Origin of the sequence: Bacillus cereus group sp. BfR-BA-01492 (assembly GCF_022662815.1) — a bacterium.
GTDB classification, from domain to species: domain Bacteria; phylum Bacillota; class Bacilli; order Bacillales; family Bacillaceae_G; genus Bacillus_A; species Bacillus_A cereus_BD.
This window is the reverse complement of sequence record NZ_JAKUEH010000020.1, coordinates 21207-45841: the sequence shown is the minus strand read 5'-3', so window position 1 is coordinate 45841 and position 24635 is coordinate 21207. Positions and strand designations below refer to the sequence as shown.

Below are 24635 nucleotides of genomic sequence, written 5' to 3'. Positions count from 1 at the left end.
TCAGTAACATTTTACACTGTTCTGAAATCCCGGAGAGCCAGCTACTTATAAAGTGGTAAGGATTTCGTATCCTGCTTCTGTAAGAGCAATCGTGTGCTCAAAATGGGCACACCATTTACCATCTACCGTTACCACTGTCCAGTCATCAGATAGTGTTTTTACATATCGTCTTCCTTGGTTCACCATCGGTTCAATACAGATGACCATTCCCGGCTTTAATCTAGGACCTTGATTTGGTGGACCATAGTGCGGAATTTGCGGATCCTCATGTAAGTCTTGCCCGATTCCGTGACCAACATACTCCCGAACGATCGACAACCCATTATCTTCAACATACGTTTGAATCGCATGTGAGACGTTAGATAATCTTTCGCCTGGTTTTACTTGTTCTAAACCAAGATACAACGATTTTTCTGTGACATCAAGTAGCTTTTGAACAGATTCAGAAATGTTTCCTACTGGATACGTCCATGCAGAATCTCCATGATACCCATTGTATTTCGCACCAATATCGATACTGATGATATCGCCTTCTTGGAGCTTGCGCTTTCCTGGAATCCCATGTACAAGCTCTTCATTTACAGAAGCACATATGCTTCCCGGAAATCCGTTGTATCCTTTAAAAGATGGCGTAGCACCATATTTTCGAATCGTCTTTTCCGCTATTTGATCGAGCTCTTTCGTTGTAATTCCTGGAGCAATATGCTTTTTCAACTCTTGATGAGTTAAAGCAACGACCCTGCCAGCCTCTCGCATGATTTCTATCTCGCGAGGAGTTTTGCAAATGATCATTACGCTAAGCCTCCGATGAGAACATCGATATCAGCAAATACTTTATTGATATCTTGCTCACCATTAATGCTTTGTAAGTAACCCAGCTCCTCGTAGAAATCAAGCAACGGTTTTGTTTGCTTAATATTTACTTCTAAACGATTTGCTACAGTCTCTTCATTGTCATCAGAGCGTTGATATAATTCGCCACCACATTTATCACATACGTCAGCTTTTGCTGGCGGATTGAATTCTAAGTGGTAAGTCGCACCGCACTCTTTACAAATGCGACGGCCTGTAAGACGTTTTAACAGCAATCCTGAATCCACATTAATGTTTAAAACATAGTCGATTTTTTTGCCAAGATCTTTCATAATTTCTTCAAGCGCAGATGCTTGTGCAACTGTTCGTGGGAAACCATCTAGCAAGAAACCTTTCTTGCAGTCTTCTTGACTCAAACGTTCACGAACGATTCCGATTGTAACCTCATCTGGAACAAGCGCACCTTTATCAATAAAAGATTTAGCTTGCAAACCAAGTTCAGTTTCAGCCTTCATAGCTGCACGGAACATATCGCCTGTTGAAATGTGAGGGATGTTATACTTGGCAACAATCTGTTCGGCTTGTGTACCTTTACCAGCACCAGGAAGCCCCATTAGAATTAAGTTCATCTTTGTTCCCCCTCATAATGAGCATGTAGGGAAGACATTCTCTTCCCGTCACTTACTCACTGCTTGATAAACCCTTTGTAATGGCGTTTTACCAGTTGGCTTTCTAGCTGCTTCATTGTTTCTAAAGCAACGCCGACAACGATTAACATACTCGTTCCACCAATCTGTGCAGACGGCGGAAGATTTCCCAGCTTCGTAAAGATAACTGGAAGGATTGCAATCGCTGCTAGGAAAATAGATCCTACAAAGGTCAAACGATACAAGATTTTTGTTAGATATTGTTCTGTATTCTTACCCGGACGAATACCTGGAACATATCCACCTTGCTTGTTTAGGTTCTCTGACATTTGCTCTGGATTAACTTGAACAAATGCATAGAAATATGTGAAAGCTACTATGAGCGCTACATATACGATCATTCCCACAGGGTGAGAATAGTTAAAGTTTGCGATAATCCACTGCGATATATCGTGTTTTGGGAAGAACTGTGCAATAGTTGGAGGTGTAATCAAGAACGAAACAGCAAAAATTACTGGAATAACACCCGCACTATTTACCTTAAGCGGTAAATGTGTGTTTTGTGCTCCAGCATAACCACCATTTCCTCCTGTTACACGCTTCGCATATTGAATTGGGATCTTTCTAACAGCTTGCTGGATGTAAATAACACCCACAACGACCGCTAGCACAGCTAGTAAAATCAATACAACTTTAACGATACTCATGAACAGTTGATCTCCGACATTTTGAAACTGTTGTAAGTAAACTTGCGATAATACATTTGGGATCGCCGCGGCAATACCAGCAAAGATTAAAATGGAAATACCATTCCCTACACCTTTAGCTGTAATCTGTTCACCTAACCACATTAAAAATGCAGTACCAGCAGTCAGTACCGTTGCAATGTATAAATAAGTGCCCCAACCTGGATTCAAAATTAACTGTCCACCTACCATACCGTTAAAACCGATTGACATACCAAACGCCTGAATAAAAGCAAGAACAATTGTAAAATAACGCGTGAATTGTGTTAATTTACGACGACCCATTTCGCCTTGTTTTGACCATTCCGCAAATTTAGGAACAACATCCATCTGCAATAACTGCACGATGATGGATGCTGTGATATACGGCATGATTCCCATCGCAAAGATGGAGAAATTTTTCAAAGCTCCACCGCCAAATGTATTTAGGATTCCTAATGCATTTAACTGATCTTGTGCTTTTAGTACGTCTCCATTTGTAAATGGCACTGGGATAAACGTGCCAATTCTAAAAACGATTAACATCGCTAAAGTGAAAAATATTTTACGTCTTATCTCAGCAACGCGCATAAAGTTGGAGATTGTACGAAACATTAGATCACCTCAACTGTTCCGCCAGCTGCTTCAATTGCTTCTTTAGCACTTGAAGAGAACTTGTGCGCTTTAACAGTTAATTTTTTCTCAACTGCTCCGCTTGCAAGAACTTTAACACCGTCGTTTAATTTACTGATAACGCCAGTTTCCAGTAATAATTCAGGTGTTACTTCTGTACCATCTTCAAAACGATTTAATGCCGCTAAGTTTACGATAGCAAACTCTTTACGGTTAATGTTTGTGAAGCCGCGTTTTGGTAAACGACGGAATAATGGAGTTTGACCACCTTCAAAGCCAAGACGAACACCGCCACCAGAACGAGCGTTTTGTCCCTTATGACCTTTACCAGCAGTTTTACCGTTTCCAGAACCGATACCGCGACCAACACGGTTACGTACTTTACGAGAACCTTCTGCAGGTTTTAATTCATGAAGTTTCATTCCCAGGCACCTCCTTATATTAATGAGTTATCCTTAAGCTTCTTTTACAGTTACAAGGTGAGAAACTTTGTTGATCATACCAAGAATAGCAGGAGTTTCTTCCTTAACTACAGTTGCATTCAACTTTTTAAGACCTAAAGCTTCTACAGTCGCACGTTGATCTTGTGGACGACCAATTACACTACGAGTGAGGGTAATTTCTAACTTTTTCGCCATTTGTTTTCCCTCCTTCTTAACCTAGTAGCTCTTCTACAGATTTACCACGTAATTTTGCTACTTCTTCAGCACGCTTAAGTTCGCTTAATCCGTTCACAGTAGCGCGAATCATGTTAATTGGTGTGTTAGAACCAAGAGATTTAGAAAGAATATCTTGTACACCAGCTAACTCAAGAACCGCACGAACTGGTCCACCAGCGATAACCCCAGTACCTTCAGCAGCAGGTTTTAGGAATACTTCACCAGCACCGAAATGTCCGATGATTTCGTGTGGAATTGATGTACCAACTAAAGGTACTTCGATTAAGTTTTTCTTAGCATCTTCGATAGCTTTGCGAATAGCATCTGGTACCTCTTGAGCTTTACCAGTACCGAATCCAACGTGACCGTTCTTATCACCAACTACAACTAGTGCAGCAAAGCGGAAACGACGACCACCCTTAACAACTTTCGCAACACGGTTTATCGTAACTACACGTTCTTCAAGTTCTAATTTGCTTGGGTCAATGCGACGCATCAATTTTCCCTCCTTTGACCATTAAAATTGTAATCCAGCCTCACGAGCAGCTTCAGCTAGAGCTTTAACACGGCCATGGTATAAATAACCACCGCGATCAAATACTACTTCTTTAACACCCTTCTCTACAGCACGCTTAGCAACTAATTCGCCAACTTTCGTAGCAGCTTCAATGTTGCCTGTACCGTTAAGAGCAAGGTCCTTATCAAGAGTAGATGCACTTACTAACGTTACACCATTTACATCATCAATAACTTGAGCGTAAATGTGTTGGTTTGAACGGAACACGTTTAAACGTGGACGTTCTGCAGTACCAGTAAGTTTAGCACGTACACGTGCATGTCTTTTCTTACGAGTCGCATTTTTATCAGCTTTAGTGATCATTCTTGTCACTCCTTTCTTTCACCTAACGGGCTTACTTAGCAGTTTTACCTTCTTTACGACGAACAACTTCGCCTTCGTAACGAATCCCTTTACCTTTGTAAGGTTCTGGAGCACGTACAGCACGAATGTTTGCAGCTAAAGCACCAACGCGTTCTTTGCTGATACCTTTAACGATAACTTTTGTTGGAGCAGGAACTTCGATTTCGATGCCTGCTTCTGGAGTAATCTCAACTGGATGAGAGTAACCTACGTTCAACACAAGTTTGTTGCCTTGTTTTTGAGCACGGTAACCGACACCGACTAATTCAAGACCGCGCGCGAAACCTGTAGTTACACCTTCAACCATGTTTCCTAATAAAGCACGAGTTGTACCGTGAAGTGCACGGTGTTCCTTCTGTTCAGATGGACGCTCTACTGTTAGGATGTTTTCTTCAATTTTGATAGACATATCAGCGTTGAATTGACGAGTTAATTCACCTTTAGGGCCTTTTACAGTTACAGTATTATCTTCTGCTACAGTAAGAGTAACACCTGCAGGGATTTCAAGAATCTTTTTACCAATACGAGACATGTGGTCACACCTCCGTTCGTTTCAATATTAATTACCAAACGTATGCTACTACTTCTCCACCAGTTTGTAATTGACGAGCATCTTTGTCTGTCATTACTCCCTTAGATGTAGAAACAAGAGCGATACCTAATCCGTTAAGTACACGTGGTACTTCGTCAGCTTTAGCGTAAACGCGTAAGCCAGGTTTACTGATACGTTTTAATCCAGTGATTACACGTTCGTTGTTTGCACCATATTTCAGGAAAATACGAAGGATACCTTGTTTGTTATCCTCGATATATTCTACATCACGAATGAAACCTTCACGTTTTAAAAGTTCAGCAATTTCTTTTTTGATTTTAGAAGCAGGAACCTCTAATTTCTCATGACGTACCATGTTCGCATTACGGATGCGAGTAAGCATATCTGCAATTGGATCTGTCATCACCATGTGTTTTACCTCCTTCCCATTTGTGGGTTTTACCAACTAGCTTTTTTAACACCAGGAATTTGACCTTTATATGCAAGTTCACGGAAACAAATACGGCAAAGTTTAAATTTGCGGTATACAGAATGCGGACGACCGCAGCGCTCGCAACGTGTATACTCTTGTACTTTAAACTTAGGAGTACGCTTTTGTTTCGCAATCATAGATTTTTTAGCCACGTTTTCGCCTCCTCTACTTAGCGTTGGCTTCCATTATTTTTGGAATGGCATACCGAATTGTGTTAAAAGTTCACGAGCTTCTTCATCAGTATTCGCTGTAGTAACGATTACGATGTCCATACCGCGGACTTTGCTTACTTTATCATAATCGATCTCAGGGAAGATAAGTTGCTCTTTAACACCTAATGTATAGTTACCACGACCATCGAAAGATTTCTTAGATACACCACGGAAATCGCGTACGCGTGGTAAAGAAACTGTTACTAATTTGTCGAAGAACTCATACATTTGCTCACCGCGTAAAGTAACTTTCGCACCAATTGGCATTCCCTCACGAAGACGGAAACCTGCGATAGATTTTTTAGCACGAGTGATTACAGGTTTTTGACCTGCGATTTGAGTTAATTCTTCTACAGCATTGTCTAATGCTTTAGAGTTTGCTACCGCATCACCAACACCAGTGTTGATAACGATCTTTTCGATTTTCGGTACTTGCATTACAGATTTATAGTTAAACTTGCTCATAAGAGCAGGAGTAATTTCCTTTTGGAACTTCTCTTTAAGGCGATTCAATGAAGTGACCTCCTTTCATAAGAAAATTATTTATCTAATAATTCACCAGATTTTTTTGCAATACGAACTTTTTTACCATCTTCCACTTTGTAGCCTACACGAGTAGGTTCACCTGTTTTTGGATCTAATGGCATAACATTAGATACGTGGATAGGTGCTTCTTTCGTGATAATTCCACCTTGTGGATTTAATTGAGATGGCTTAGAGTGCTTCTTAACGATGTTAACACCCTCAACGATAACACGGTTTTCCTTTGGGAAAGCTACAAGGATAACGCCTTGTTTTCCTTTGTCTTTACCAGTGATTACCTGTACTTTATCACCTTTTTTTACATGCATCTTAATTCTGCACCTCCTTAGCAAGGCAATACCTTAAATTATAGAACTTCTGGAGCTAAAGAAACGATCTTCATGAAGTTGCTATCGCGTAGTTCACGAGCTACTGGTCCGAAGATACGAGTACCGCGTGGGCTCTTATCGTCTTTAATGATAACAGCTGCGTTTTCATCAAAACGAATGTAAGAACCATCCGGACGACGAGCGCCGCTCTTCGTACGTACTACTACTGCTTTAACAACGTCACCTTTTTTAACAACGCCACCTGGTGTTGCTTGTTTTACCGTAGCAACGATAATATCACCGATGTTAGCATATTTACGACCAGAGCCGCCTAATACTTTAATTGTTAAAAGTTCACGTGCACCAGAGTTGTCAGCAACTTTTAAACGAGATTCTTGTTGGATCATGTTATGAAACCTCCCTTCGGACTTTTAATTCCGATTCGTCTATTTAGATAATAACCGCTTCTTCAACGATTTCAACTAAACGGAAACGCTTAGTAGCAGAAAGCGGGCGAGTTTCCATGATTTTAACGATATCGCCAACTTTTGCTTGGTTTTGCTCATCATGCGCTTTGTATTTTTTAGAATACTTAACGCGTTTTCCGTACAAGGAATGAGTTTTGTAAGTTTCAACTAAAACTGTAATCGTTTTGTCCATTTTGTCAGATACAACACGACCAGTATAAACTTTGCGTTGGTTACGTTCGCTCACTTTGCAAACCTCCCCTCAATTTATCGATTAATTCCGATCTCTCTTTCACGAACTACAGTTTTCATACGAGCGATCGCTTTACGCACTTCACGGATGCGTGTTGGATTCTCTAATTGTCCTGTAGCAAGTTGGAAGCGAAGGTTGAACAACTCTTCCTTTAACGCTTTAACTTTTGTTTCGATTTCGGCAGTGGTTAATTCACGAATATCATTAGTTTTCATTAGATTCACCACCATTTTCTTCACGTTTTACGAATTTACATTTCACTGGTAATTTGTGAGCTGCAAGACGTAATGCTTCGCGTGCTACCTCTTCAGATACACCCGCGATTTCAAACATAATTTTCCCAGGTTTCACTACTGCTACCCAGCCTTCTGGTGCCCCTTTACCGGAACCCATACGTACTTCTAGAGGTTTTGCAGTGTACGGTTTAGAAGGGAAAATTTTAATCCAAACTTTACCGCCACGTTTCATGTAACGAGTCATTGCACGACGAGCTGCTTCGATTTGGCGGTTCGTGATCCATGAAGCGTTTTGAGCTTGAAGACCAAATTCACCAAATGCGATTTCAGTACCACCTTTTGCACGACCACGCATTTTACCACGATGCTCTCTACGATATTTTACGCGTTTTGGCATTAACATATTATTTTCCTCCTTCCTCAGAAGCTTTCTTTTTTGTAGGAAGGACTTCTCCACGGTAGATCCATACTTTTACGCCTAATTTACCGTATGTTGTATCAGCTTCAGCTGTTGCATAGTCAATATCAGCGCGAAGTGTATGAAGTGGAACAGTTCCTTCACTGTAAGATTCTGCACGAGCGATATCTGCTCCGCCAAGACGACCAGAAACTTGTGTTTTAATACCTTTAGCGCCAGCACGCATTGCACGTTGGATAACTTGCTTTTGTGCACGACGGAAAGATACACGATTTTCTAATTGACGAGCGATATTTTCCGCTACTAATTTAGCATTAAGATCTGCTTTCTTAACTTCTAAGATGTTGATGTGTACACGCTTGCCTGTTAATTGGTTAAGAGCTTTACGAAGCGCTTCAACTTCAGTACCACCTTTACCAATTACCATACCAGGTTTTGCAGTGTGAATTGTAACATTTACACGATTTGCTGCACGCTCGATTTCTACTTTAGATACAGAAGAATCTTTTAAGCGAGCTGTGATGTATTCACGAATTTTGATGTCTTCATGAAGAAGTGTTGCGTAATCTTTTTCTGCGAACCAACGAGATTCCCAATCACGAATAACACCGACACGAAGACCGACTGGATTAACCTTTTGACCCATCGATTATCCCTCCTTCTTTTCTGATACCACAACTGTAATGTGGCTTGTGCGCTTGTTAATTTGGCTTGCACGGCCCATTGCGCGTGGACGGAAACGTTTTAACGTTGGACCTTCGTCAACGAAAACTTTCTCAACAACTAAGTTGTTTACATCCATTTCGTAGTTATGCTCTGCGTTTGCGATTGCAGATTTTAAAACTTTCTCTACAACTGGAGAAGCAGTTTTTGGTGTGTGGTTAAGGATAGCAATCGCTTCACCAACTTGCTTACCTCGGATTAAGTCTACTACTAAACGAACTTTACGAGGAGCAATACGAACTGTTCTCGCTACTGCTTTAGCTTGCATTGAAGTGCCTCCTCTCATTATCTTCTAGTTTTCTTATCGTCAGCATCATGACCTTTATACGTACGAGTTGGTGCGAATTCACCTAACTTGTGGCCAACCATGTCCTCAGTGATGTATACAGGTACGTGTTTGCGACCGTCATATACAGCGATTGTGTGACCGATGAACTGAGGGAAGATCGTTGAACGACGAGACCAAGTTTTAACAACTTGCTTTTGCTCAGTTTCATTTAGCTTTGCAATTTTACTCATTAAATGATCATCGACAAATGGTCCTTTTTTTAAGCTACGAGCCATTTTGGTGCCTCCCTTCGTGATTGCCGTACGGTTCCAGAAATGAACCGTACTACAACCCCATTATTTTTTACGACGACGAACGATGAATTTATCAGACGCTTTATTTTTCTTACGAGTCTTGAATCCAAGAGTTGGTTTACCCCATGGAGACATTGGAGACTTACGTCCGATTGGCGCGCGACCTTCACCACCACCGTGTGGGTGATCAACTGGGTTCATTACAGAACCACGAACAGTTGGGCGCTTACCTAACCAGCGAGAGCGACCTGCTTTACCAATTTTGATAAGTTCGTGTGATTCGTTACCTACTTGACCTACAGTTGCACGACAAGCAGCTAACACTAAGCGTACTTCGCCAGAAGTTAAACGTACAAGTACGTATTTACCTTCTTTACCAAGTACTTGTGCAGATGTACCAGCAGAACGAACTAATTGTCCACCACGGCCTGGTTTAAGCTCGATGTTATGAACAACAGTACCTACTGGAATGTTGATTAATGGTAATGCGTTACCGATTTTAATGTCAGCGTCAGCGCCAGACATAATTTCCATACCTACTTCTAAGTTTTTAGGAGCAAGGATGTAACGTTTTTCACCGTCAACGTAGTTAATTAATGCGATATTCGCAGAGCGGTTTGGATCGTATTCGATCGTAGCAACGCGTCCTGGAATTCCATCTTTGTTACGTTTGAAGTCGATGATACGGTATTGACGCTTATGTCCGCCACCTTGGTGACGTACAGTGATTTTACCTTGGTTATTACGACCAGCCTTTTTATTTAAAGGCGCAAGTAAAGATTTTTCCGGTCTATCAGTCGTGATTTCAGCGAAATCATTAGTTGTCATGTTACGACGACCGTTAGTAGTTGGATTATACTTTTTAATTGCCATCTCAATTTCCCTCCTTCTTTAGTAAGAATTAAACGCCTTGGAAGATTTCGATTTCTTTGCTGTCAGCAGTTAGCTTAACGATTGCTTTACGACGACGGTTAGTAAAACCAGCGTGACGACCAACGCGTTTTGCTTTCGGCTTGTAGTTCATGATGTTTACTTTTTCTACTTTAACACCAAAGATCGCTTCTACAGCATCTTTAACTTCTGTTTTATTAGATTTAACGTCCACATCGAACGTGTATTTTTTTTCAGCCATCATTTCCATAGAACGTTCAGTGATAACTGGGCGCTTAATGATATCACGAGGATCTCTCATTATGCAAGCACCTCCTCTACTTTTTCCACTGCCGCTTTTGTCATGATTAGCTTATCATGATGAAGCACGTCTAAAACGTTTACGCCATCAGCAGTGATTACTGTTACTCCAGGAATATTGCGAGCAGATAACTCAACTGCTTCGTTTACGTCAGCAGTTACGATAAGAGCTTTCTTCTCAACAGCTAATCCTTTAAGTACTGCTACCATGTCTTTTGTTTTTGGTGCATTTAATACTAAGTCTTCAAGAACTACGATGTTGTTCTCTACTACTTTAGTAGCTAATGCAGATTTAATAGCTAAGCGACGAACTTTCTTAGGAAGTTTGTAAGCATAGCTTCTTGGTGTAGGTCCGAATACCGTACCACCACCACGCCATTGAGGTGAGCGGATAGAACCTTGACGAGCACGTCCAGTCCCTTTTTGACGCCATGGTTTGCGACCACCACCGCTTACTTCAGAGCGATTTTTTACTTTATGTGTACCTTGACGTAAAGATGCACGTTGCATCATTACAGCTTCGAAAAGTACAGCTTTATTTGGTTCGATACCGAAAATAGCTTCAGCTAATTCGATTTCACCAACCTGAGAACCAGTTTGGTTATATACAGTAACTTTTGGCATTGGAATTCCTCCTTCCTATAGTGAATTATTTGCTAGCCTTCACAGCGCCTTGAACAACTACAAGAGATTTCTTAGCACCTGGAACGTTACCTTTTACTAGTAATAAGTTGCGTTCTACGTCAACTTGAACGATTTCTAAGTTTTGAACCGTAACTTGGTCTCCACCCATACGTCCAGCAAGTTTTTTGCCTTTGAATACGCGGTTCGGAGCAACTGGGCCCATTGAACCAGGACGACGATGGTAACGAGAACCGTGAGACATAGGTCCGCGAGATTGTCCGTGGCGTTTAATAGCACCTTGGAAACCTTTACCTTTAGAAATACCTGTTACGTCTACAGTTTCACCTGCAGCGAAAACTTCTACTTTTACCTCTTGACCAACCTCTAATCCGTCCACGTCTGCATCGCGGATTTCGCGAATGAAGCGCTTAGGAGCAGTAGATGCTTTAGCAACGTGACCTTGTTCAGGTTTGTTAGCTAATTTTTCACGCTTATCGTCGAATCCTAACTGAATTGCGTTGTAGCCATCAGTTTCAGTTGTTTTCTTTTGAAGAACAACGTTTGGAGTCGCTTCGATTACTGTTACAGGAATTAGCTCGCCGTTTTCAGCAAATACTTGAGTCATACCGATCTTTTTTCCTAAGATTCCTTTGGTCATGAGTTACACCTCCTACATGTTTAAATTATATAAATTATAGTTTGATTTCGATATCTACACCAGATGGTAAGTCTAAACGCATTAATGAGTCTACTGTTTGTGGAGTAGGGCTCACGATGTCGATTAGACGTTTGTGCGTGCGCATTTCGAATTGCTCACGAGAATCTTTGTACTTATGAACAGCACGAAGAATTGTGTAAACAGTTTTTTCAGTTGGTAATGGGATCGGACCAGAAACTGTTGCCCCAGAACGTTTAGCTGTTTCTACAATTTTCTCAGCAGACTGATCAAGAATACGGTGATCGTAAGCTTTTAAACGGATACGAATTTTTTCTTTTGCCATTATTTTCCCTCCTTCGTTCGCCTATTTCTAAAATAGACCTTCTCCATGGAAATTTCCTCACACCTTGCCATGGCAAAGCGGCCGGGTGTGTCAGCAACCTTCCACTTCATCGCAGTCAAAGACCAACATTGTCTATTATACAATGTTATTCGTCTAGATGCAAGCATCTTTTTGTTTGCATCTGCTTTTCTCTACTTTTGCTATTATACATGGCACTTCAAAGAATTTCAAGTTTTCATCTGTTGTAATTGTTTTTACAGTTTCTGGATTATTTATTTTTACAACTTATATAATATAGAAGAAACTCGTCAAAAATTTTAAAAACACTCTTTCTTCTATTATTATAATAAAAAACAAAAAACCCAAGGGGGAATCCCCTTGGGTTTCGTATATCAGTTGAGATTACTCAACGATAGTTGCAACTACACCAGCACCTACAGTACGTCCGCCTTCACGGATAGAGAACTTAGTTCCCTCTTCTACTGCTACAGGAGCGATAAGTTCAACAGTCATTTCGATGTTGTCGCCAGGCATTACCATTTCAGTACCTTCTGGTAATTGGATGATACCAGTTACGTCAGTTGTACGGAAATAGAATTGTGGACGGTAGTTAGCGAAGAATGGAGTGTGACGTCCACCTTCTTCTTTAGATAAAACGTAAACTTCAGCTTTGAATTTAGCGTGAGCTTTTACAGAGCCTGGTTTAGCAAGAACTTGTCCACGTTGGATGTCTTCACGAGCAACCCCACGAAGTAGAGCACCGATGTTGTCTCCAGCTTCAGCTTGGTCAAGAAGCTTACGGAACATTTCTACACCTGTTACAGTTGTAGAACCGTTTTCTTCAGCAAGACCGATGATTTCTACTACGTCACCAACTTTAACTACACCGCGCTCTACGCGACCAGTAGCAACTGTACCACGACCTGTGATAGAGAATACGTCCTCTACAGGCATTAAGAATGGTTTGTCAGTTTCACGTTCTGGAGTTGGGATGTAAGAATCAACTTCAGCCATTAATTCGATGATTTTAGCTTCCCACTCAGCATCTCCTTCAAGAGCTTTAAGAGCAGAACCTTTAACTACAGGAATGTCATCGCCTGGGAATTCGTATTCAGATAATAGATCACGAACTTCCATTTCTACTAATTCTAATAATTCTTCGTCGTCTACCATGTCGCATTTGTTTAAGAATACAACGATGTAAGGTACACCTACTTGACGAGAAAGAAGGATGTGCTCACGAGTTTGTGGCATTGGACCATCAGCAGCAGATACTACTAAGATACCGCCGTCCATTTGAGCAGCACCAGTGATCATGTTTTTAACATAGTCAGCGTGGCCTGGGCAGTCAACGTGTGCATAGTGACGAGTTTCAGTTTCGTACTCAACGTGTGCAGTTGAGATTGTGATACCACGTTCTCTTTCTTCTGGAGCAGCGTCGATTTGATCGTATCCGCGTGCTTCAGCACCACCAGCTTTTGCAAGAACTGTAGTGATTGCAGCAGTTAATGTAGTTTTACCATGGTCAACGTGGCCAATTGTACCAATGTTAACATGGGGTTTAGAACGTTCGAATTTTTCTTTAGCCATTCTAAATTCCTCCTTGAATTGTATAGGTTATTTTATATTTAGACTAGAAAGCAAGAATTAAGCCTTGCTTTCTAAGCTTACATAAGTAGTTATACTTGAACAACTGATAAAAATCAATTATTCACCTTTATTTTTTTTGATAATTTCTTCTGAAATAGACTTTGGTACTTCTTCATAATGGTCAAATACCATAGAGAATGTTCCGCGTCCTTGCGTGTTAGAACGTAATGACGTTGCATAACCGAACATTTCAGAAAGTGGAACCATAGCGCGAACAACTTGTGCGTTACCGCGAGCTTCCATACCTTCTACACGTCCACGACGAGATGTTACGTCACCCATAATGTCACCCATGTACTCTTCAGGAATTACAACTTCAACTTTCATCATTGGCTCAAGAATTACTGGGTTACATTTAGAAACCGCAGCTTTAAGCGCCATAGATGCAGCGATTTTGAACGCCATCTCAGAGGAGTCAACATCATGGTAAGATCCGTCAACTAATGCAGCTTTAATGTCTACTACTGGGTATCCAGCAAGTACACCATTTTGAAGTGCATCTTCAAGACCTGCGCCTACAGCTGGGATGTATTCACGTGGAACAACACCACCGACGATCTTGTTTTCGAATTCGAATCCTTTACCTTCTTCATTAGGTTCGAACTCAATCCAAACGTGACCGTATTGTCCACGACCACCAGATTGACGTGCGAACTTACCTTCAACTTTCGCAGCAGAGCGGAAAGTTTCACGGTATGCTACCTGAGGAGCACCAACATTTGCTTCAACTTTGAATTCACGACGCATACGGTCAACGATGATATCAAGGTGAAGTTCACCCATACCAGCGATGATTGTTTGCCCAGTTTCTTGGTCAGTGTGAGCACGGAATGTTGGATCTTCTTCAGAAAGCTTAGCTAATGCTGTACCCATTTTATCTTGGTCAGCTTTAGATTTAGGTTCGATAGCTACAGAGATAACTGGCTCTGGGAATTCCATAGACTCAAGGATAACAAGATCCTTCTCATCACAAAGAGTATCACCAGTAGTAGTATCTTTTAAACCTACAGCAGCAGCGATATCACCAGCGTAAACTGTTGAAATCTCTTCACGGCTGTTTGCGTGCATTTGCAGGATACGTCCTACACGCTCACGCTTACCTTTAGTTGAGTTTTTCACGTAAGATCCAGAGTTTAACACACCAGAGTACACACGGAAGAACGTTAATTTACCAACATAAGGGTCAGTCATAATTTTGAATGCTAGAGCTGAGAATGGCTCTTCATCGCTAGAATGACGTTCTACTTCTTCATCTGTATCCGGAACGATACCTTTAATAGCAGGTACATCTAATGGAGATGGTAAGTAGTCAATAACTGCGTCTAGCAGAATTTGAACACCTTTGTTTTTGAATGCAGAACCACAGATTACTGGGAAGAATTCTACAGAAGTTGTAGCCTTACGGATACCAGCTTTAAGCTCTTCTACAGTGATTTCTTCACCTTCTAGGTACTTCATCATCATTTCTTCATCAAGCTCAGCTACCGCTTCAATAAGTTTTCCACGGTATTCTTCTGCTTGCTCTTTATACTCTTCAGGAATTTCGATACGTTGAATATCTGTTCCTAAATCGTTACCGTACATGTAAGCACACTCTTCAACAAGGTCAATGATACCATTGAACTCATCTTCAGCACCGATTGGTAACTGAATTGGATGTGCGTTTGCTTGTAAACGATCATGGATTGTACCTACAGAGTATAAGAAATCTGCACCGATTTTATCCATTTTGTTAACGAATACGATACGAGGTACGCCGTAAGTAGTAGCCTGACGCCAAACAGTTTCTGTTTGTGGTTCTACACCAGATTGTGCATCAAGTACTGCTACTGCGCCATCAAGTACGCGTAGAGAACGTTCTACTTCTACTGTGAAGTCTACGTGTCCTGGAGTGTCAATGATGTTTACACGATGACCTTTCCATTGTGCTGTAGTTGCAGCAGAAGTAATAGTGATACCACGCTCTTGCTCTTGCTCCATCCAGTCCATCTGAGATGCACCTTCGTGAGTTTCACCGATTTTATGAATACGGCCTGTATAGTACAGGATACGCTCAGTTGCTGTTGTTTTACCAGCATCGATGTGAGCCATGATACCAATATTACGAGTGTTTTCTAAAGAGAACTCTCTTGTCATTTGGTGTCTTGCTCCTTCCATATATGGATTGGATTTTTTTTATTTTAAGTAGCAAAAAAGCCACTTTATTTTGTTACATATGTCAGTATGTCCAGTACCCTCATTATGTAAAACGAGCGCTATTGAAAGGGAGAGGTATTCTCCCCTCCACACTTCCATAAGCGACAAATAAAGCGGTTTATGCTTACATTTATTTTACGTTGAATCCTACCAACGGTAATGAGCAAATGCTTTGTTAGCTTCTGCCATTTTGTGAGTGTCTTCGCGTTTCTTAACAGATGCACCAGCGTTGTTAGCTGCATCTAAGATTTCGTTAGCAAGACGCTCTTCCATAGTTTTTTCACCACGAAGACGAGCGTAGTTTACTAACCAACGAAGACCTAAAGTTGTACGGCGTTCTGGACGAACCTCAACTGGAACTTGGTAGTTAGCACCACCAACACGACGAGCGCGTACTTCAAGAACAGGCATAATGTTCTTAAGAGCTTGCTCGAATACTTCCATTGGTTCTTTACCAGTACGTTCGCGAACGATATCGAACGCATTATAAAGAATTGTTTGAGATTTACCTTTTTTACCGTCAACCATCATTTTGTTGATTAGGCGTGTTACAAGTTTAGAATTGTACATTGGATCTGGTAACACGTCACGTTTCGCAACAGGTCCTTTACGAGGCATATTGAGTTCCTCCTTTCAGTTCAGTTTTATTATTTCTTAGCTGCTTTTGGTTTTTTAGTACCGTATTTAGAACGGCCTTGCATACGCTTGTCAACACCAGCTGTATCAAGCGCACCACGAACGATGTGGTAACGTACCCCTGGTAAGTCTTTTACACGACCACCGCGAATTAATACTACGCTGTGTTCTTGTAAGTTATGACCGATACCTGGGATGTATGCAGTTACCTCAATACCATTTGTTAAACGTACACGAGCATATTTACGTAAAGCTGAGTTTGGTTTCTTTGGAGTCATTGTACCAACACGAGTACATACACCACGTTTTTGAGGTGCAGAGATATCAGTTGATTTTTTCTTTAAAGAGTTGAAACCTTTGTTTAACGCAGGTGATTTAGATTTCCATACTTTATCAGTACGACCTTTTCTCACTAATTGGTTAATAGTAGGCATTAAATTATCCTCCCTTCGCATGTTTGTATGACCACATATCCAGGTGGTTCATTATTAGTTGAAAACAAAGTTTTTGCGAGTGGGAGCAAATGCCCCCTCTCACAAAAACAGTTTTAACTTATTATTCCTATTGCTGAAGCTCCCACTTGAATCCCTGAAACTCTTCCGAGTTCGCGAATGGATTCAACTTTTGTTACGGGTATGTTATGTTGCAATGCAGCTTGAGTGATAACATGGGTTAACCGCATGTCAGCATCTTCTGCAATGACAACCTCTTTAACTATACCATTTTTGATTGCTTTCAATGTTCGTTTATGACCAACGATAACATTTTCCGCATTTGATACTTTTTGATAAGACATATACATATCCTCCAAAGCATCGTTCAGGAGCAACCTTGCTTATATTAACATTTTGACTCATACAATGTCAACTAGGATTATCCGTTTTTATACAAAATTCATACCGGAAAATTTTACTGTTCTACGTAAATTTCATCGTTTTCTACATTCATATCATCTTGCGCTGTTTTTACAAGATCTACTTTGCGATAACGATTCATACCTGTTCCAGCTGGAACAAGCTTACCGATAATAACGTTCTCTTTTAATCCTAGAAGCTCATCGCGTTTGCCTTTAATTGCGGCATCTGTTAGAACACGAGTTGTTTCTTGGAACGAAGCTGCAGATAAGAATGAATCTGTTTCAAGTGAAGCTTTCGTAATACCAAGAAGAACCGGTCTAGCTGTTGCTGGTTGTTTACCTTCTAGTAATACTTTTGCGTTTGCATCAGTAAATTGGTGGATATCTAGCAACGTTCCTGGTAATACATCCGTTTCACCCGCATCGATTACACGAACTTTACGAAGCATTTGACGAACCATTACCTCTACGTGTTTATCGCCAATTTCTACCCCTTGCATACGGTATACTTTTTGAACTTCACGTAGTAAGTATTCTTGAACTGCTGTAATGTCCGTTACTTTTAGTAATTCTTTCGGATCAATAGAACCTTCTGTCAACTCTTGTCCGTGACTAATCTCTTGGCCTGGAGTTACTTTCAGACGAGCGCCATAAGGAATTGCATATGTGCGAGTTTCTACTGCACCTTGTACGACTACCTCTTGACGATCTTTCACATCGTTGATTGTTACAACAACACCGTCGATTTCACTAATAACCGCTTGACCTTTCGGATTACGAGCTTCGAAGATCTCTTGGATACGAGGTAAACCTTGTGTGATATCGTCTCCGGCAACCCCACCTGTATGGAACGTACGCATCGTTAACTGTGTACCTGGCTCACCGATAGATTGAGCTGCGATAATACCTACCGCTTCCCCTACTTCTACGTCTGTACCAGTAGCTAAGTTACGGCCGTAACATTTCTTACATACACCGTGGCGAGTATTACATGTAAATGCTGAACGGATGTGTACTGTTTCCACACCTGCATTTTCAATAACGTGAGCGATATCTTCAGTGATTAATTCATTTTCACGAATTAATACTTCACCTGTTTCAGGATGTTTTACAGTTTTTCTTGCAAAACGTCCTACAAGACGATCGTATAATGACTCAATAACTTCATTACCCTCTTTAATCGCACCGATTAATAGACCACGATCTGTTCCACAATCGTCTTCACGAACGATAACATCTTGTGCAACGTCTACAAGACGACGTGTTAAGTAACCAGAATCGGCAGTCTTAAGCGCTGTATCGGCAAGACCTTTACGCGCACCGTGTGTAGAGATGAAGTACTCAAGTACTGTTAAACCTTCACGGAAACTTGATTTGATTGGAAGCTCAATGATACGACCAGATGGGTTAGCCATCAGACCACGCATACCAGCAAGCTGAGTGAAGTTCGATGCGTTACCACGGGCACCAGAGTCACTCATCATGAAGATTGGGTTGCGCTTATCTAAGGATTTCATCAGTTTTCCTTGGATAACATCTTTCGCATTACTCCAAATAGAGATAACGCGATCGTAACGTTCTTCTTCTGTAATCAAACCGCGACGGAATTGTTTAATTACTTTATCTACTTTTGCTTGCGCTTCATGAAGAATTTCATCTTTCTCACCTAATACAAGGATATCTGCTACCCCAACTGTAATACCAGCTTTTGTAGAGTATTTAAATCCTAAGTCTTTCATACGGTCAAGCATACGAGATGTTTCTGTAATTTTGAAACGTTTAAATACTTCCGCAATGATATTACCAAGGATTTTCTTGTTAAATGGTGCCACTTCTTCACGGCTAGCAATAACTTCTTTTATGTTCGCACCTTTATCAACGAAATATTGCGCCGGTGTTTCTTTTTCAAGATTTGATTTTGTTGGTTCATTAATATAAGGGAACGACTTCGGTAAGATTTCGTTAAATATTAATTTACCAACAGTTGTTAATAGAAGCTTACCTTTTTGTTCTTCTGTAAATGTCTCGTTGTTGTTCACTGAACTTGCAGGAACAGCAATACGAGTATGAAGATGAACATACCCATTTTGGTATGCAAGCAATGCTTCACTTGTATCTTTGAACACCATACCTTCACCAATTGCACCTGCGCGCTCAAGTGTTAAGTAGTAGTTACCTAATACCATATCCTGAGATGGCGTAACAACTGGTTTTCCGTCTTTCGGGTTCAAGATGTTTTGTGCAGCTAACATAAGAAGACGAGCTTCTGCTTGTGCTTCTGATGATAGCGGAACGTGAACCGCCATTTGGTCACCATCAAAGTCCGCATTGTATGCTGTACATACAAGTGGATGAAGACGAATTGCGCGTCCTTCTACTAGTGTAGGTTCGAACGCTTGAATACCAAGACGGTGAAGCGTTGGGGCACGGTTTAGAAGTACTGGGTGTTCTTTAATAACTGACTCTAAAACATCCCAAACTTCAGGTTGTACGCGCTCAATTTTACGTTTTGCACTCTTAATGTTATGTGCTAATCCTTTTTCCACTAATTCTTTCATTACGAAAGGTTTGAATAGTTCTAGCGCCATTTCTTTTGGTAATCCACATTGATACATTTTTAAGTTCGGTCCTACAACGATAACAGAACGACCAGAGTAGTCAACACGTTTACCAAGTAAGTTTTGACGGAAACGTCCTTGTTTACCTTTCAGCATGTGAGATAGTGATTTTAACGGACGGTTACCCGGTCCAGTAACTGGACGGCCACGACGACCGTTATCGATTAATGCATCTACAGCTTCTTGTAACATACGTTTTTCGTTTTGAACGATAATGCTTGGTGCACCTAGGTCCAATAAACGTTTTAAACGATTGTTACGGTTAATAACACGACGATATAAATCGTTTAAGTCAGAAGTTGCAAAACGTCCACCATCTAACTGTACCATTGGGCGTAATTCTGGCGGAATAACCGGAAGAACATCTAAGATCATCCAAGATGGTTCATTTCCAGAGTTACGGAATGATTCTAATACTTCTAGACGTTTAATAGCACGAGTACGACGTTGTCCTTGTGCTGTTTTTAATTCTTCTTTTAAGAAGTCTACTTCTTTATCTAAATCGATATCTTGTAGTAACTTCTTAATCGCTTCTGCACCCATAGCAGCTTGGAATGTGTTTCCATATCGATCGCGATATGCACGGTATTCTTTTTCAGAAAGCAATTGCTTCTTATCAAGTGGTGTATCTCCACTTTCTGTTACAACGTAAGAAGCGAAATAAATTACTTCTTCAAGCGCGCGAGGGGACATGTCTAAGACAAGTCCCATGCGGCTCGGGATACCTTTGAAATACCAAATATGAGATACAGGAGCAGCTAATTCGATATGACCCATACGTTCACGACGAACTTTCGCACGCGTTACTTCAACGCCACATCGATCACAAACTACACCTTTATAACGTACGCGTTTATATTTTCCACAATGACATTCCCAGTCCTTTTGTGGCCCGAAAATACGCTCACAGAACAAGCCATCTTTTTCAGGTTTTAACGTACGATAGTTAATTGTTTCAGGTTTCTTAACTTCACCGTATGACCAAGAACGAATCTTGTCAGGCGAAGCAAGTCCAATCTTCATATATTCAAAGTTATTTACATCTATCAAGGGGCCTACCTCCCTTTTAGTCTACAGGTTATCCCAATTATTCCTTAGTTGTCTCAACTTCGATATTTAATTTATCTGCGGATTGATGATCATCATCATCTTCTGTATCACGCATTTCAATTTCTGTATCGTCGCTAGACATCATTTTAACGTCCATACCTAAACTTTGCAGTTCTTTAATCAATACTTTGAATGATTCTGGAACGCCTGGTTCTGGAACATTTTCACCTTTAACAATCGCTTCGTATGTCTTAACGCGGCCGACAACATCATCAGACTTCACTGTTAAGATTTCTTGAAGAGTATAAGCAGCACCGTAAGCTTCAAGTGCCCAAACCTCCATCTCACCGAAACGTTGTCCACCGAACTGCGCTTTACCTCCAAGAGGCTGTTGCGTTACAAGTGAGTATGGTCCAGTAGAACGAGCGTGAAGTTTATCGTCAACCATGTGTGCAAGTTTAATCATGTACATGACACCAACAGATACACGGTTATCGAATGGCTCACCAGTACGTCCATCATACAGGATTGTCTTCGCATCATTCGCCATACCAGCTTCTTCAATTGTACCCCATACATCTTCCTCACGAGCACCATCGAATACTGGTGTTGCAACATGAATACCTAGATATCTTGCTGCCATACCAAGGTGAAGCTCTAACACCTGACCGATATTCATACGAGATGGTACCCCTAATGGGTTAAGCATGATATCGATTGGTGTACCGTCTGGTAAGAATGGCATATCTTCTTCTGGTAAAATACGGGAGATAACCCCTTTGTTACCGTGACGACCGGCCATTTTGTCACCTTCAGAAATTTTACGTTTTTGAACGATATATACACGAACCAATTGGTTTACACCTGGTGGTAATTCGTCACCGTCTTCACGGTTAAACACTTTCACATCCAGGATAATACCGCCACCACCGTGTGGTACACGTAGTGATGTATCACGTACTTCACGCGCTTTCTCACCGAAGATTGCGTGTAATAAACGTTCTTCTGCTGTTAATTCTGTTACACCTTTTGGTGTGACTTTACCAACAAGTAGATCTCCGTCTTTTACTTCCGCACCGATGCGAATAATACCGCGCTCGTCAAGGTTACGAAGTGCATCTTCCCCAACGTTCGGGATATCACGCGTAATTTCTTCTGGTCCTAATTTTGTATCACGAGCTTCTGATTCATACTCTTCAATATGAATAGAAGTATACACATCATCTTTTACAAGGCGCTCACTCATAATGATCGCATCCTCGTAGTTATAACCATCCCATGTCATAAAGCCAACAAGCACGTTACGTCCAAGTGCAAGTTCACCTTTTTCCATAGAAGGACCATCCGCAAGGATTTCACCTTTCACAACTTCATCGCCAACGCTTACGATTGGACGTTGGTTGTAACAAGTTCCTTGGTTAGAACGGATGAATTTTAACATCTTATAGCGATCTAAGTCGCCTTTTACTTTTTGACCGTCAAGTTCTACATAACGGCGTACCCAAACTTCACGTGCTTCAACGCGTTCAACAATACCAGGATGTTTACAGATTACTGCAGCACCTGAGTCTTTCGCTGACACATACTCCATACCTGTACCTACAATCGGAGATTCCGGATTCATTAACGGAACCGCCTGACGTTGCATGTTCGCACCCATAAGTGCACGGTTAGAGTCATCGTTTTCTAAGAACGGAATACAAGCTGTCGCTGCAGACACTACTTGTTTTGGAGATACGTCCATGTAGTCGATGCGCTCTTTATTTGTAACAATGTTTTCACCACGGAAACGAGCTACGATATCATCATCAAGAAATTCACCTTCTGGAGATAATTTCATATTCGCTTGGGCTACAACATAGTTATCTTCTTCGTCTGCTGTTAAGTAATCAACATGCTCTGTTACACGACCAGTTTCTGGGTCAACACGACGGTATGGTGTTTCAATGAAACCAAACTCATTTACTTTCGCAAATGAAGATAATGAGTTGATCAAACCGATGTTTGGTCCCTCTGGCGTTTCAATCGGACACATACGACCGTAGTGAGAATAGTGAACGTCACGTACTTCAAAGCCTGCGCGCTCACGCGTTAAACCACCAGGTCCTAATGCAGATAATCTTCGTTTGTGTGTTAACTCTGCTAATGGGTTTGTTTGATCCATGAACTGAGATAACTGAGAGCTTCCGAAGAACTCTTTAATAGATGCAATAACCGGACGAATGTTAATTAACGCTTGCGGTGTAATTGCATTTGTATCTTGAATCGACATTCTCTCACGAACAACACGTTCCATACGAGAAAGACCGATACGGAATTGATTTTGTAATAACTCTCCTACAGAACGTAGACGACGGTTACCTAAATGGTCGATATCGTCTGTATCCCCTACTTTATATAGTAAGTTAAAGAAGTAGCTAATAGAAGCAAGAATATCACCTGGTGTAATGTGTTTCACATCACGAGTAATATTTGCATTCCCAATTACATTAATAACGCGTTCGCCTTCTGAATCCGGAGCATAAATCTTAATAGATTGCAGCTCAACATCGCCTTCTACCACTCCACCCATCGGCTTCGCTGTTTTGAATCCAATGTTCTTCTCTAAGTAAGGTAAAATGCGATCAAGTGTACGACGATCTAAAACTGTTCCTTCTGCCGCTAAAATCTCTCCAGTTTCTGGATCTACTAACGTTTCAGCTAAGCGTTGGTTAAACAGTCTGTTTTTAATGTGTAATTTTTTGTTGATCTTATAGCGACCTACATTTGCTAAATCGTAGCGCTTTGGATCAAAGAAGCGAGAAACAAGCAAGCTTTTCGCGTTTTCCACTGTTGGTGGTTCACCTGGGCGTAAACGCTCATAAATTTCAAGCAACGCTTTTTCAGTGCTATCTGTGTTGTCTTTTTCTAACGTATTGCTTAAGTATTCATTATCACCTAAAAGCTCGGTGATTTCTTGATCAGAGCCAAACCCTAATGCGCGTAACAAAACAGTTACAGGAAGCTTACGGGTACGGTCAATACGTACATATACAACATCCTTAGCATCTGTTTCATACTCTAACCAAGCTCCGCGGTTTGGAATTACAGTAGCAGTAAAACCACGTTTTCCGTTTTTATCCACTTTGCCACTATAGTATACGCTTGGAGAGCGAACTAACTGGGAAACGATAACACGTTCTGCACCGTTAATTACGAATGTTCCTGTCTCTGTCATGAGTGGGAAATCTCCCATGAACACATCTTGCTCTTTTACTTCACCAGTTTCTTTGTTGATTAGACGAACTTTCACACGAAGTGGTGCTGCATACGTCACATCACGCTCTTTACATTCTTCTACAGAGTATTTAGGCTCACCTAAGCTGTAGTCGATAAATTCAAGCGATAGATTTCCCGTAAAGTCTTCGATCGGAGAAATGTCTTGGAACATTTCTCGCAAACCCTCATCAAGAAACCACTGATAAGAAGAGGTTTGAATTTCGATAAGATTTGGTAACTCTAATACTTCACTAATACGGGCATAACTTCTTCGTTGGCGGTGGCGTCCGTATTGAACTAGTTGACCTGTCAACTGCTTCACCCCTCAAATCATGAGTATTATAAATGCACAAAAAAATTTGTGCAAAATCACAAATAAATATAGCTAACGC

31 protein-coding genes are annotated in these 24635 nt (G+C 41.0%); all 31 read right to left on the bottom strand.

What is annotated here, in order from left to right; genetic code table 11:
• Nucleotides 1–45: 45 nt before the first annotated feature.
• The 31 genes from map to rpoB all read right to left on the bottom strand — a co-directional run bounded on the left by map (nt 46) and on the right by rpoB (nt 24556).
• A complete protein-coding gene (gene map / locus MR063_RS18725) occupies nt 46–792 on the bottom strand; it encodes a type I methionyl aminopeptidase (RefSeq protein WP_242200693.1) in 747 nt (248 codons plus the stop codon).
• Nucleotides 792–1442, bottom strand: coding sequence for an adenylate kinase (locus tag MR063_RS18720; protein ID WP_011983264.1), 651 nt, complete (start codon nt 1440–1442; stop codon nt 792–794). The genes map and MR063_RS18720 overlap by 1 nt, the downstream gene beginning before the upstream one ends.
• Before the next feature lie 56 nt (nt 1443–1498).
• A complete protein-coding gene (secY, locus tag MR063_RS18715) occupies nt 1499–2800 on the bottom strand; it encodes a preprotein translocase subunit SecY (RefSeq protein WP_242145462.1) in 1302 nt (433 codons plus the stop codon).
• Entirely contained in the window at nt 2800–3240 is a 441-nt protein-coding gene (rplO, locus tag MR063_RS18710; RefSeq protein ID WP_011983262.1) for a 50S ribosomal protein L15, read from the bottom strand. The genes secY and rplO overlap by 1 nt, the downstream gene beginning before the upstream one ends.
• Nucleotides 3241–3273: 33 nt before the next feature.
• Nucleotides 3274–3456 (bottom strand): 50S ribosomal protein L30, encoded by a 183-nt coding sequence (gene rpmD / locus MR063_RS18705; RefSeq protein ID WP_011983261.1) that lies wholly within the window; start codon nt 3454–3456, stop codon nt 3274–3276.
• 16 nt (nt 3457–3472) lie between these two features.
• A complete protein-coding gene (gene rpsE, locus MR063_RS18700; protein ID WP_011983260.1) occupies nt 3473–3973 on the bottom strand; it encodes a 30S ribosomal protein S5 in 501 nt (166 codons plus the stop codon).
• 21 nt (nt 3974–3994) lie between these two features.
• On the bottom strand, nt 3995–4357 hold the full coding sequence (gene rplR / locus MR063_RS18695) for a 50S ribosomal protein L18 (protein WP_098545551.1): 363 nt from the start codon (nt 4355–4357) through the stop codon (nt 3995–3997).
• 31 nt (nt 4358–4388) lie between these two features.
• Nucleotides 4389–4928: a 50S ribosomal protein L6 gene (gene rplF / locus MR063_RS18690; RefSeq protein ID WP_242145461.1), complete on the bottom strand. Its 540-nt coding sequence runs from the start codon at nt 4926–4928 to the stop codon at nt 4389–4391.
• Between the two features lie 31 nt (nt 4929–4959).
• Nucleotides 4960–5358 carry a 30S ribosomal protein S8 gene (rpsH, locus tag MR063_RS18685; RefSeq protein WP_000245511.1) on the bottom strand — a complete coding sequence of 133 codons (399 nt, stop codon included), beginning with the start codon at nt 5356–5358 and terminating at the stop codon, nt 4960–4962.
• A 29-nt stretch (nt 5359–5387) separates the two neighbouring features.
• The gene (gene rpsN, locus MR063_RS18680) at nt 5388–5573 is read right to left on the bottom strand and encodes a 30S ribosomal protein S14 (RefSeq protein ID WP_001085700.1); all 186 of its coding nucleotides are present in this window, start codon (nt 5571–5573) and stop codon (nt 5388–5390) included.
• 33 nt (nt 5574–5606) lie between these two features.
• Nucleotides 5607–6146, bottom strand: coding sequence for a 50S ribosomal protein L5 (gene rplE / locus MR063_RS18675; RefSeq protein ID WP_242145460.1), 540 nt, complete (start codon nt 6144–6146; stop codon nt 5607–5609).
• A gap of 26 nt (nt 6147–6172) precedes the next feature.
• The gene (rplX, locus tag MR063_RS18670) at nt 6173–6484 is read right to left on the bottom strand and encodes a 50S ribosomal protein L24 (protein ID WP_011983255.1); all 312 of its coding nucleotides are present in this window, start codon (nt 6482–6484) and stop codon (nt 6173–6175) included.
• Between the two features lie 38 nt (nt 6485–6522).
• The gene (gene rplN / locus MR063_RS18665; RefSeq protein WP_011983254.1) at nt 6523–6891 is read right to left on the bottom strand and encodes a 50S ribosomal protein L14; all 369 of its coding nucleotides are present in this window, start codon (nt 6889–6891) and stop codon (nt 6523–6525) included.
• 43 nt (nt 6892–6934) lie between these two features.
• Entirely contained in the window at nt 6935–7198 is a 264-nt protein-coding gene (gene rpsQ / locus MR063_RS18660) for a 30S ribosomal protein S17 (protein WP_011983253.1), read from the bottom strand.
• A 20-nt stretch (nt 7199–7218) separates the two neighbouring features.
• A complete protein-coding gene (gene rpmC, locus MR063_RS18655; protein ID WP_000855718.1) occupies nt 7219–7419 on the bottom strand; it encodes a 50S ribosomal protein L29 in 201 nt (66 codons plus the stop codon).
• Complete coding sequence (rplP, locus tag MR063_RS18650) at nt 7409–7843, bottom strand: 50S ribosomal protein L16 (RefSeq protein WP_242145459.1); 435 nt, start codon at nt 7841–7843, stop codon at nt 7409–7411. The genes rpmC and rplP overlap by 11 nt, the downstream gene beginning before the upstream one ends.
• Before the next feature lies 1 nt (nt 7844).
• On the bottom strand, nt 7845–8504 hold the full coding sequence (rpsC, locus tag MR063_RS18645; RefSeq protein ID WP_242145458.1) for a 30S ribosomal protein S3: 660 nt from the start codon (nt 8502–8504) through the stop codon (nt 7845–7847).
• Nucleotides 8505–8507: 3 nt separating this feature from the next.
• Nucleotides 8508–8849 carry a 50S ribosomal protein L22 gene (rplV, locus tag MR063_RS18640; protein ID WP_011983250.1) on the bottom strand — a complete coding sequence of 114 codons (342 nt, stop codon included), beginning with the start codon at nt 8847–8849 and terminating at the stop codon, nt 8508–8510.
• 17 nt (nt 8850–8866) lie between these two features.
• Nucleotides 8867–9145, bottom strand: a complete 279-nt coding sequence (gene rpsS, locus MR063_RS18635; RefSeq protein WP_011983249.1) for a 30S ribosomal protein S19 — start codon at nt 9143–9145, stop codon at nt 8867–8869.
• Between the two features lie 60 nt (nt 9146–9205).
• A complete protein-coding gene (rplB, locus tag MR063_RS18630) occupies nt 9206–10036 on the bottom strand; it encodes a 50S ribosomal protein L2 (RefSeq protein WP_242145457.1) in 831 nt (276 codons plus the stop codon).
• Nucleotides 10037–10064: 28 nt separating this feature from the next.
• A complete protein-coding gene (gene rplW / locus MR063_RS18625; protein WP_097898933.1) occupies nt 10065–10355 on the bottom strand; it encodes a 50S ribosomal protein L23 in 291 nt (96 codons plus the stop codon).
• The gene (gene rplD / locus MR063_RS18620; protein ID WP_242145456.1) at nt 10355–10978 is read right to left on the bottom strand and encodes a 50S ribosomal protein L4; all 624 of its coding nucleotides are present in this window, start codon (nt 10976–10978) and stop codon (nt 10355–10357) included. The genes rplW and rplD overlap by 1 nt, the downstream gene beginning before the upstream one ends.
• A gap of 25 nt (nt 10979–11003) precedes the next feature.
• The gene (gene rplC / locus MR063_RS18615; protein WP_242145455.1) at nt 11004–11636 is read right to left on the bottom strand and encodes a 50S ribosomal protein L3; all 633 of its coding nucleotides are present in this window, start codon (nt 11634–11636) and stop codon (nt 11004–11006) included.
• A 34-nt stretch (nt 11637–11670) separates the two neighbouring features.
• Nucleotides 11671–11979 (bottom strand): 30S ribosomal protein S10, encoded by a 309-nt coding sequence (gene rpsJ, locus MR063_RS18610; RefSeq protein WP_001040596.1) that lies wholly within the window; start codon nt 11977–11979, stop codon nt 11671–11673.
• A gap of 402 nt (nt 11980–12381) precedes the next feature.
• Nucleotides 12382–13569: an elongation factor Tu gene (gene tuf, locus MR063_RS18605; RefSeq protein WP_242145454.1), complete on the bottom strand. Its 1188-nt coding sequence runs from the start codon at nt 13567–13569 to the stop codon at nt 12382–12384.
• A gap of 117 nt (nt 13570–13686) precedes the next feature.
• Nucleotides 13687–15765, bottom strand: coding sequence for an elongation factor G (gene fusA / locus MR063_RS18600; RefSeq protein ID WP_242145453.1), 2079 nt, complete (start codon nt 15763–15765; stop codon nt 13687–13689).
• A 207-nt stretch (nt 15766–15972) separates the two neighbouring features.
• Nucleotides 15973–16443 carry a 30S ribosomal protein S7 gene (gene rpsG / locus MR063_RS18595; RefSeq protein WP_242145452.1) on the bottom strand — a complete coding sequence of 157 codons (471 nt, stop codon included), beginning with the start codon at nt 16441–16443 and terminating at the stop codon, nt 15973–15975.
• Between the two features lie 29 nt (nt 16444–16472).
• On the bottom strand, nt 16473–16895 hold the full coding sequence (gene rpsL, locus MR063_RS18590) for a 30S ribosomal protein S12 (protein ID WP_011983241.1): 423 nt from the start codon (nt 16893–16895) through the stop codon (nt 16473–16475).
• Between the two features lie 113 nt (nt 16896–17008).
• A complete protein-coding gene (locus MR063_RS18585; protein ID WP_242145451.1) occupies nt 17009–17257 on the bottom strand; it encodes a ribosomal L7Ae/L30e/S12e/Gadd45 family protein in 249 nt (82 codons plus the stop codon).
• Nucleotides 17258–17370: 113 nt separating this feature from the next.
• Nucleotides 17371–20985: a DNA-directed RNA polymerase subunit beta' gene (rpoC, locus tag MR063_RS18580; protein ID WP_242145450.1), complete on the bottom strand. Its 3615-nt coding sequence runs from the start codon at nt 20983–20985 to the stop codon at nt 17371–17373.
• 37 nt (nt 20986–21022) lie between these two features.
• Nucleotides 21023–24556, bottom strand: coding sequence for a DNA-directed RNA polymerase subunit beta (gene rpoB / locus MR063_RS18575; RefSeq protein ID WP_242200692.1), 3534 nt, complete (start codon nt 24554–24556; stop codon nt 21023–21025).
• Nucleotides 24557–24635: the final 79 nt, after the last annotated feature.

Excerpts from the sequence above, each read along its gene's own strand:
- rpsS (WP_011983249.1), bottom strand. The coding sequence starts at position 9,145 with ATGGCTCGTAGCTTAAAAAAAGGACCATTTGTCGATGATCATTTAATG.
- MR063_RS18720 (WP_011983264.1), bottom strand. The coding sequence starts at position 1,442 with ATGAACTTAATTCTAATGGGGCTTCCTGGTGCTGGTAAAGGTACACAA.
- rplN (WP_011983254.1), bottom strand. The coding sequence starts at position 6,891 with ATGATCCAACAAGAATCTCGTTTAAAAGTTGCTGACAACTCTGGTGCA.
- rpsH (WP_000245511.1), bottom strand. The coding sequence starts at position 5,358 with ATGGTGATGACAGATCCAATTGCAGATATGCTTACTCGCATCCGTAAT.
- rplP (WP_242145459.1), bottom strand. The coding sequence starts at position 7,843 with ATGTTAATGCCAAAACGCGTAAAATATCGTAGAGAGCATCGTGGTAAA.
- tuf (WP_242145454.1), bottom strand. The coding sequence starts at position 13,569 with ATGGCTAAAGAAAAATTCGAACGTTCTAAACCCCATGTTAACATTGGT.
- rplV (WP_011983250.1), bottom strand. The coding sequence starts at position 8,849 with ATGCAAGCTAAAGCAGTAGCGAGAACAGTTCGTATTGCTCCTCGTAAA.
- rpmD (WP_011983261.1), bottom strand. The coding sequence starts at position 3,456 with ATGGCGAAAAAGTTAGAAATTACCCTCACTCGTAGTGTAATTGGTCGT.
- secY (WP_242145462.1), bottom strand. The coding sequence starts at position 2,800 with ATGTTTCGTACAATCTCCAACTTTATGCGCGTTGCTGAGATAAGACGT.
- rplF (WP_242145461.1), bottom strand. The coding sequence starts at position 4,928 with ATGTCTCGTATTGGTAAAAAGATTCTTGAAATCCCTGCAGGTGTTACT.
- rplO (WP_011983262.1), bottom strand. The coding sequence starts at position 3,240 with ATGAAACTTCATGAATTAAAACCTGCAGAAGGTTCTCGTAAAGTACGT.
- rplR (WP_098545551.1), bottom strand. The coding sequence starts at position 4,357 with ATGATCACTAAAGCTGATAAAAATGCGACTCGTAAGAAAAGACATGCA.
- rplC (WP_242145455.1), bottom strand. The coding sequence starts at position 11,636 with ATGACCAAAGGAATCTTAGGAAAAAAGATCGGTATGACTCAAGTATTT.
- MR063_RS18585 (WP_242145451.1), bottom strand. The coding sequence starts at position 17,257 with ATGTCTTATCAAAAAGTATCAAATGCGGAAAATGTTATCGTTGGTCAT.
- rplB (WP_242145457.1), bottom strand. The coding sequence starts at position 10,036 with ATGGCAATTAAAAAGTATAATCCAACTACTAACGGTCGTCGTAACATG.
- rpsE (WP_011983260.1), bottom strand. The coding sequence starts at position 3,973 with ATGCGTCGCATTGACCCAAGCAAATTAGAACTTGAAGAACGTGTAGTT.
- rpmC (WP_000855718.1), bottom strand. The coding sequence starts at position 7,419 with ATGAAAACTAATGATATTCGTGAATTAACCACTGCCGAAATCGAAACA.
- fusA (WP_242145453.1), bottom strand. The coding sequence starts at position 15,765 with ATGACAAGAGAGTTCTCTTTAGAAAACACTCGTAATATTGGTATCATG.
- rplX (WP_011983255.1), bottom strand. The coding sequence starts at position 6,484 with ATGCATGTAAAAAAAGGTGATAAAGTACAGGTAATCACTGGTAAAGAC.
- rpsJ (WP_001040596.1), bottom strand. The coding sequence starts at position 11,979 with ATGGCAAAAGAAAAAATTCGTATCCGTTTAAAAGCTTACGATCACCGT.
- rplW (WP_097898933.1), bottom strand. The coding sequence starts at position 10,355 with ATGAGAGATCCTCGTGATATCATTAAGCGCCCAGTTATCACTGAACGT.
- rpsG (WP_242145452.1), bottom strand. The coding sequence starts at position 16,443 with ATGCCTCGTAAAGGACCTGTTGCGAAACGTGACGTGTTACCAGATCCA.
- map (WP_242200693.1), bottom strand. The coding sequence starts at position 792 with ATGATCATTTGCAAAACTCCTCGCGAGATAGAAATCATGCGAGAGGCT.
- rpsC (WP_242145458.1), bottom strand. The coding sequence starts at position 8,504 with ATGGGTCAAAAGGTTAATCCAGTCGGTCTTCGTGTCGGTGTTATTCGT.
- rplD (WP_242145456.1), bottom strand. The coding sequence starts at position 10,978 with ATGCCAAAAGTTACTGTATATAACCAAACTGGTTCTCAGGTTGGTGAA.
- rpsL (WP_011983241.1), bottom strand. The coding sequence starts at position 16,895 with ATGCCTACTATTAACCAATTAGTGAGAAAAGGTCGTACTGATAAAGTA.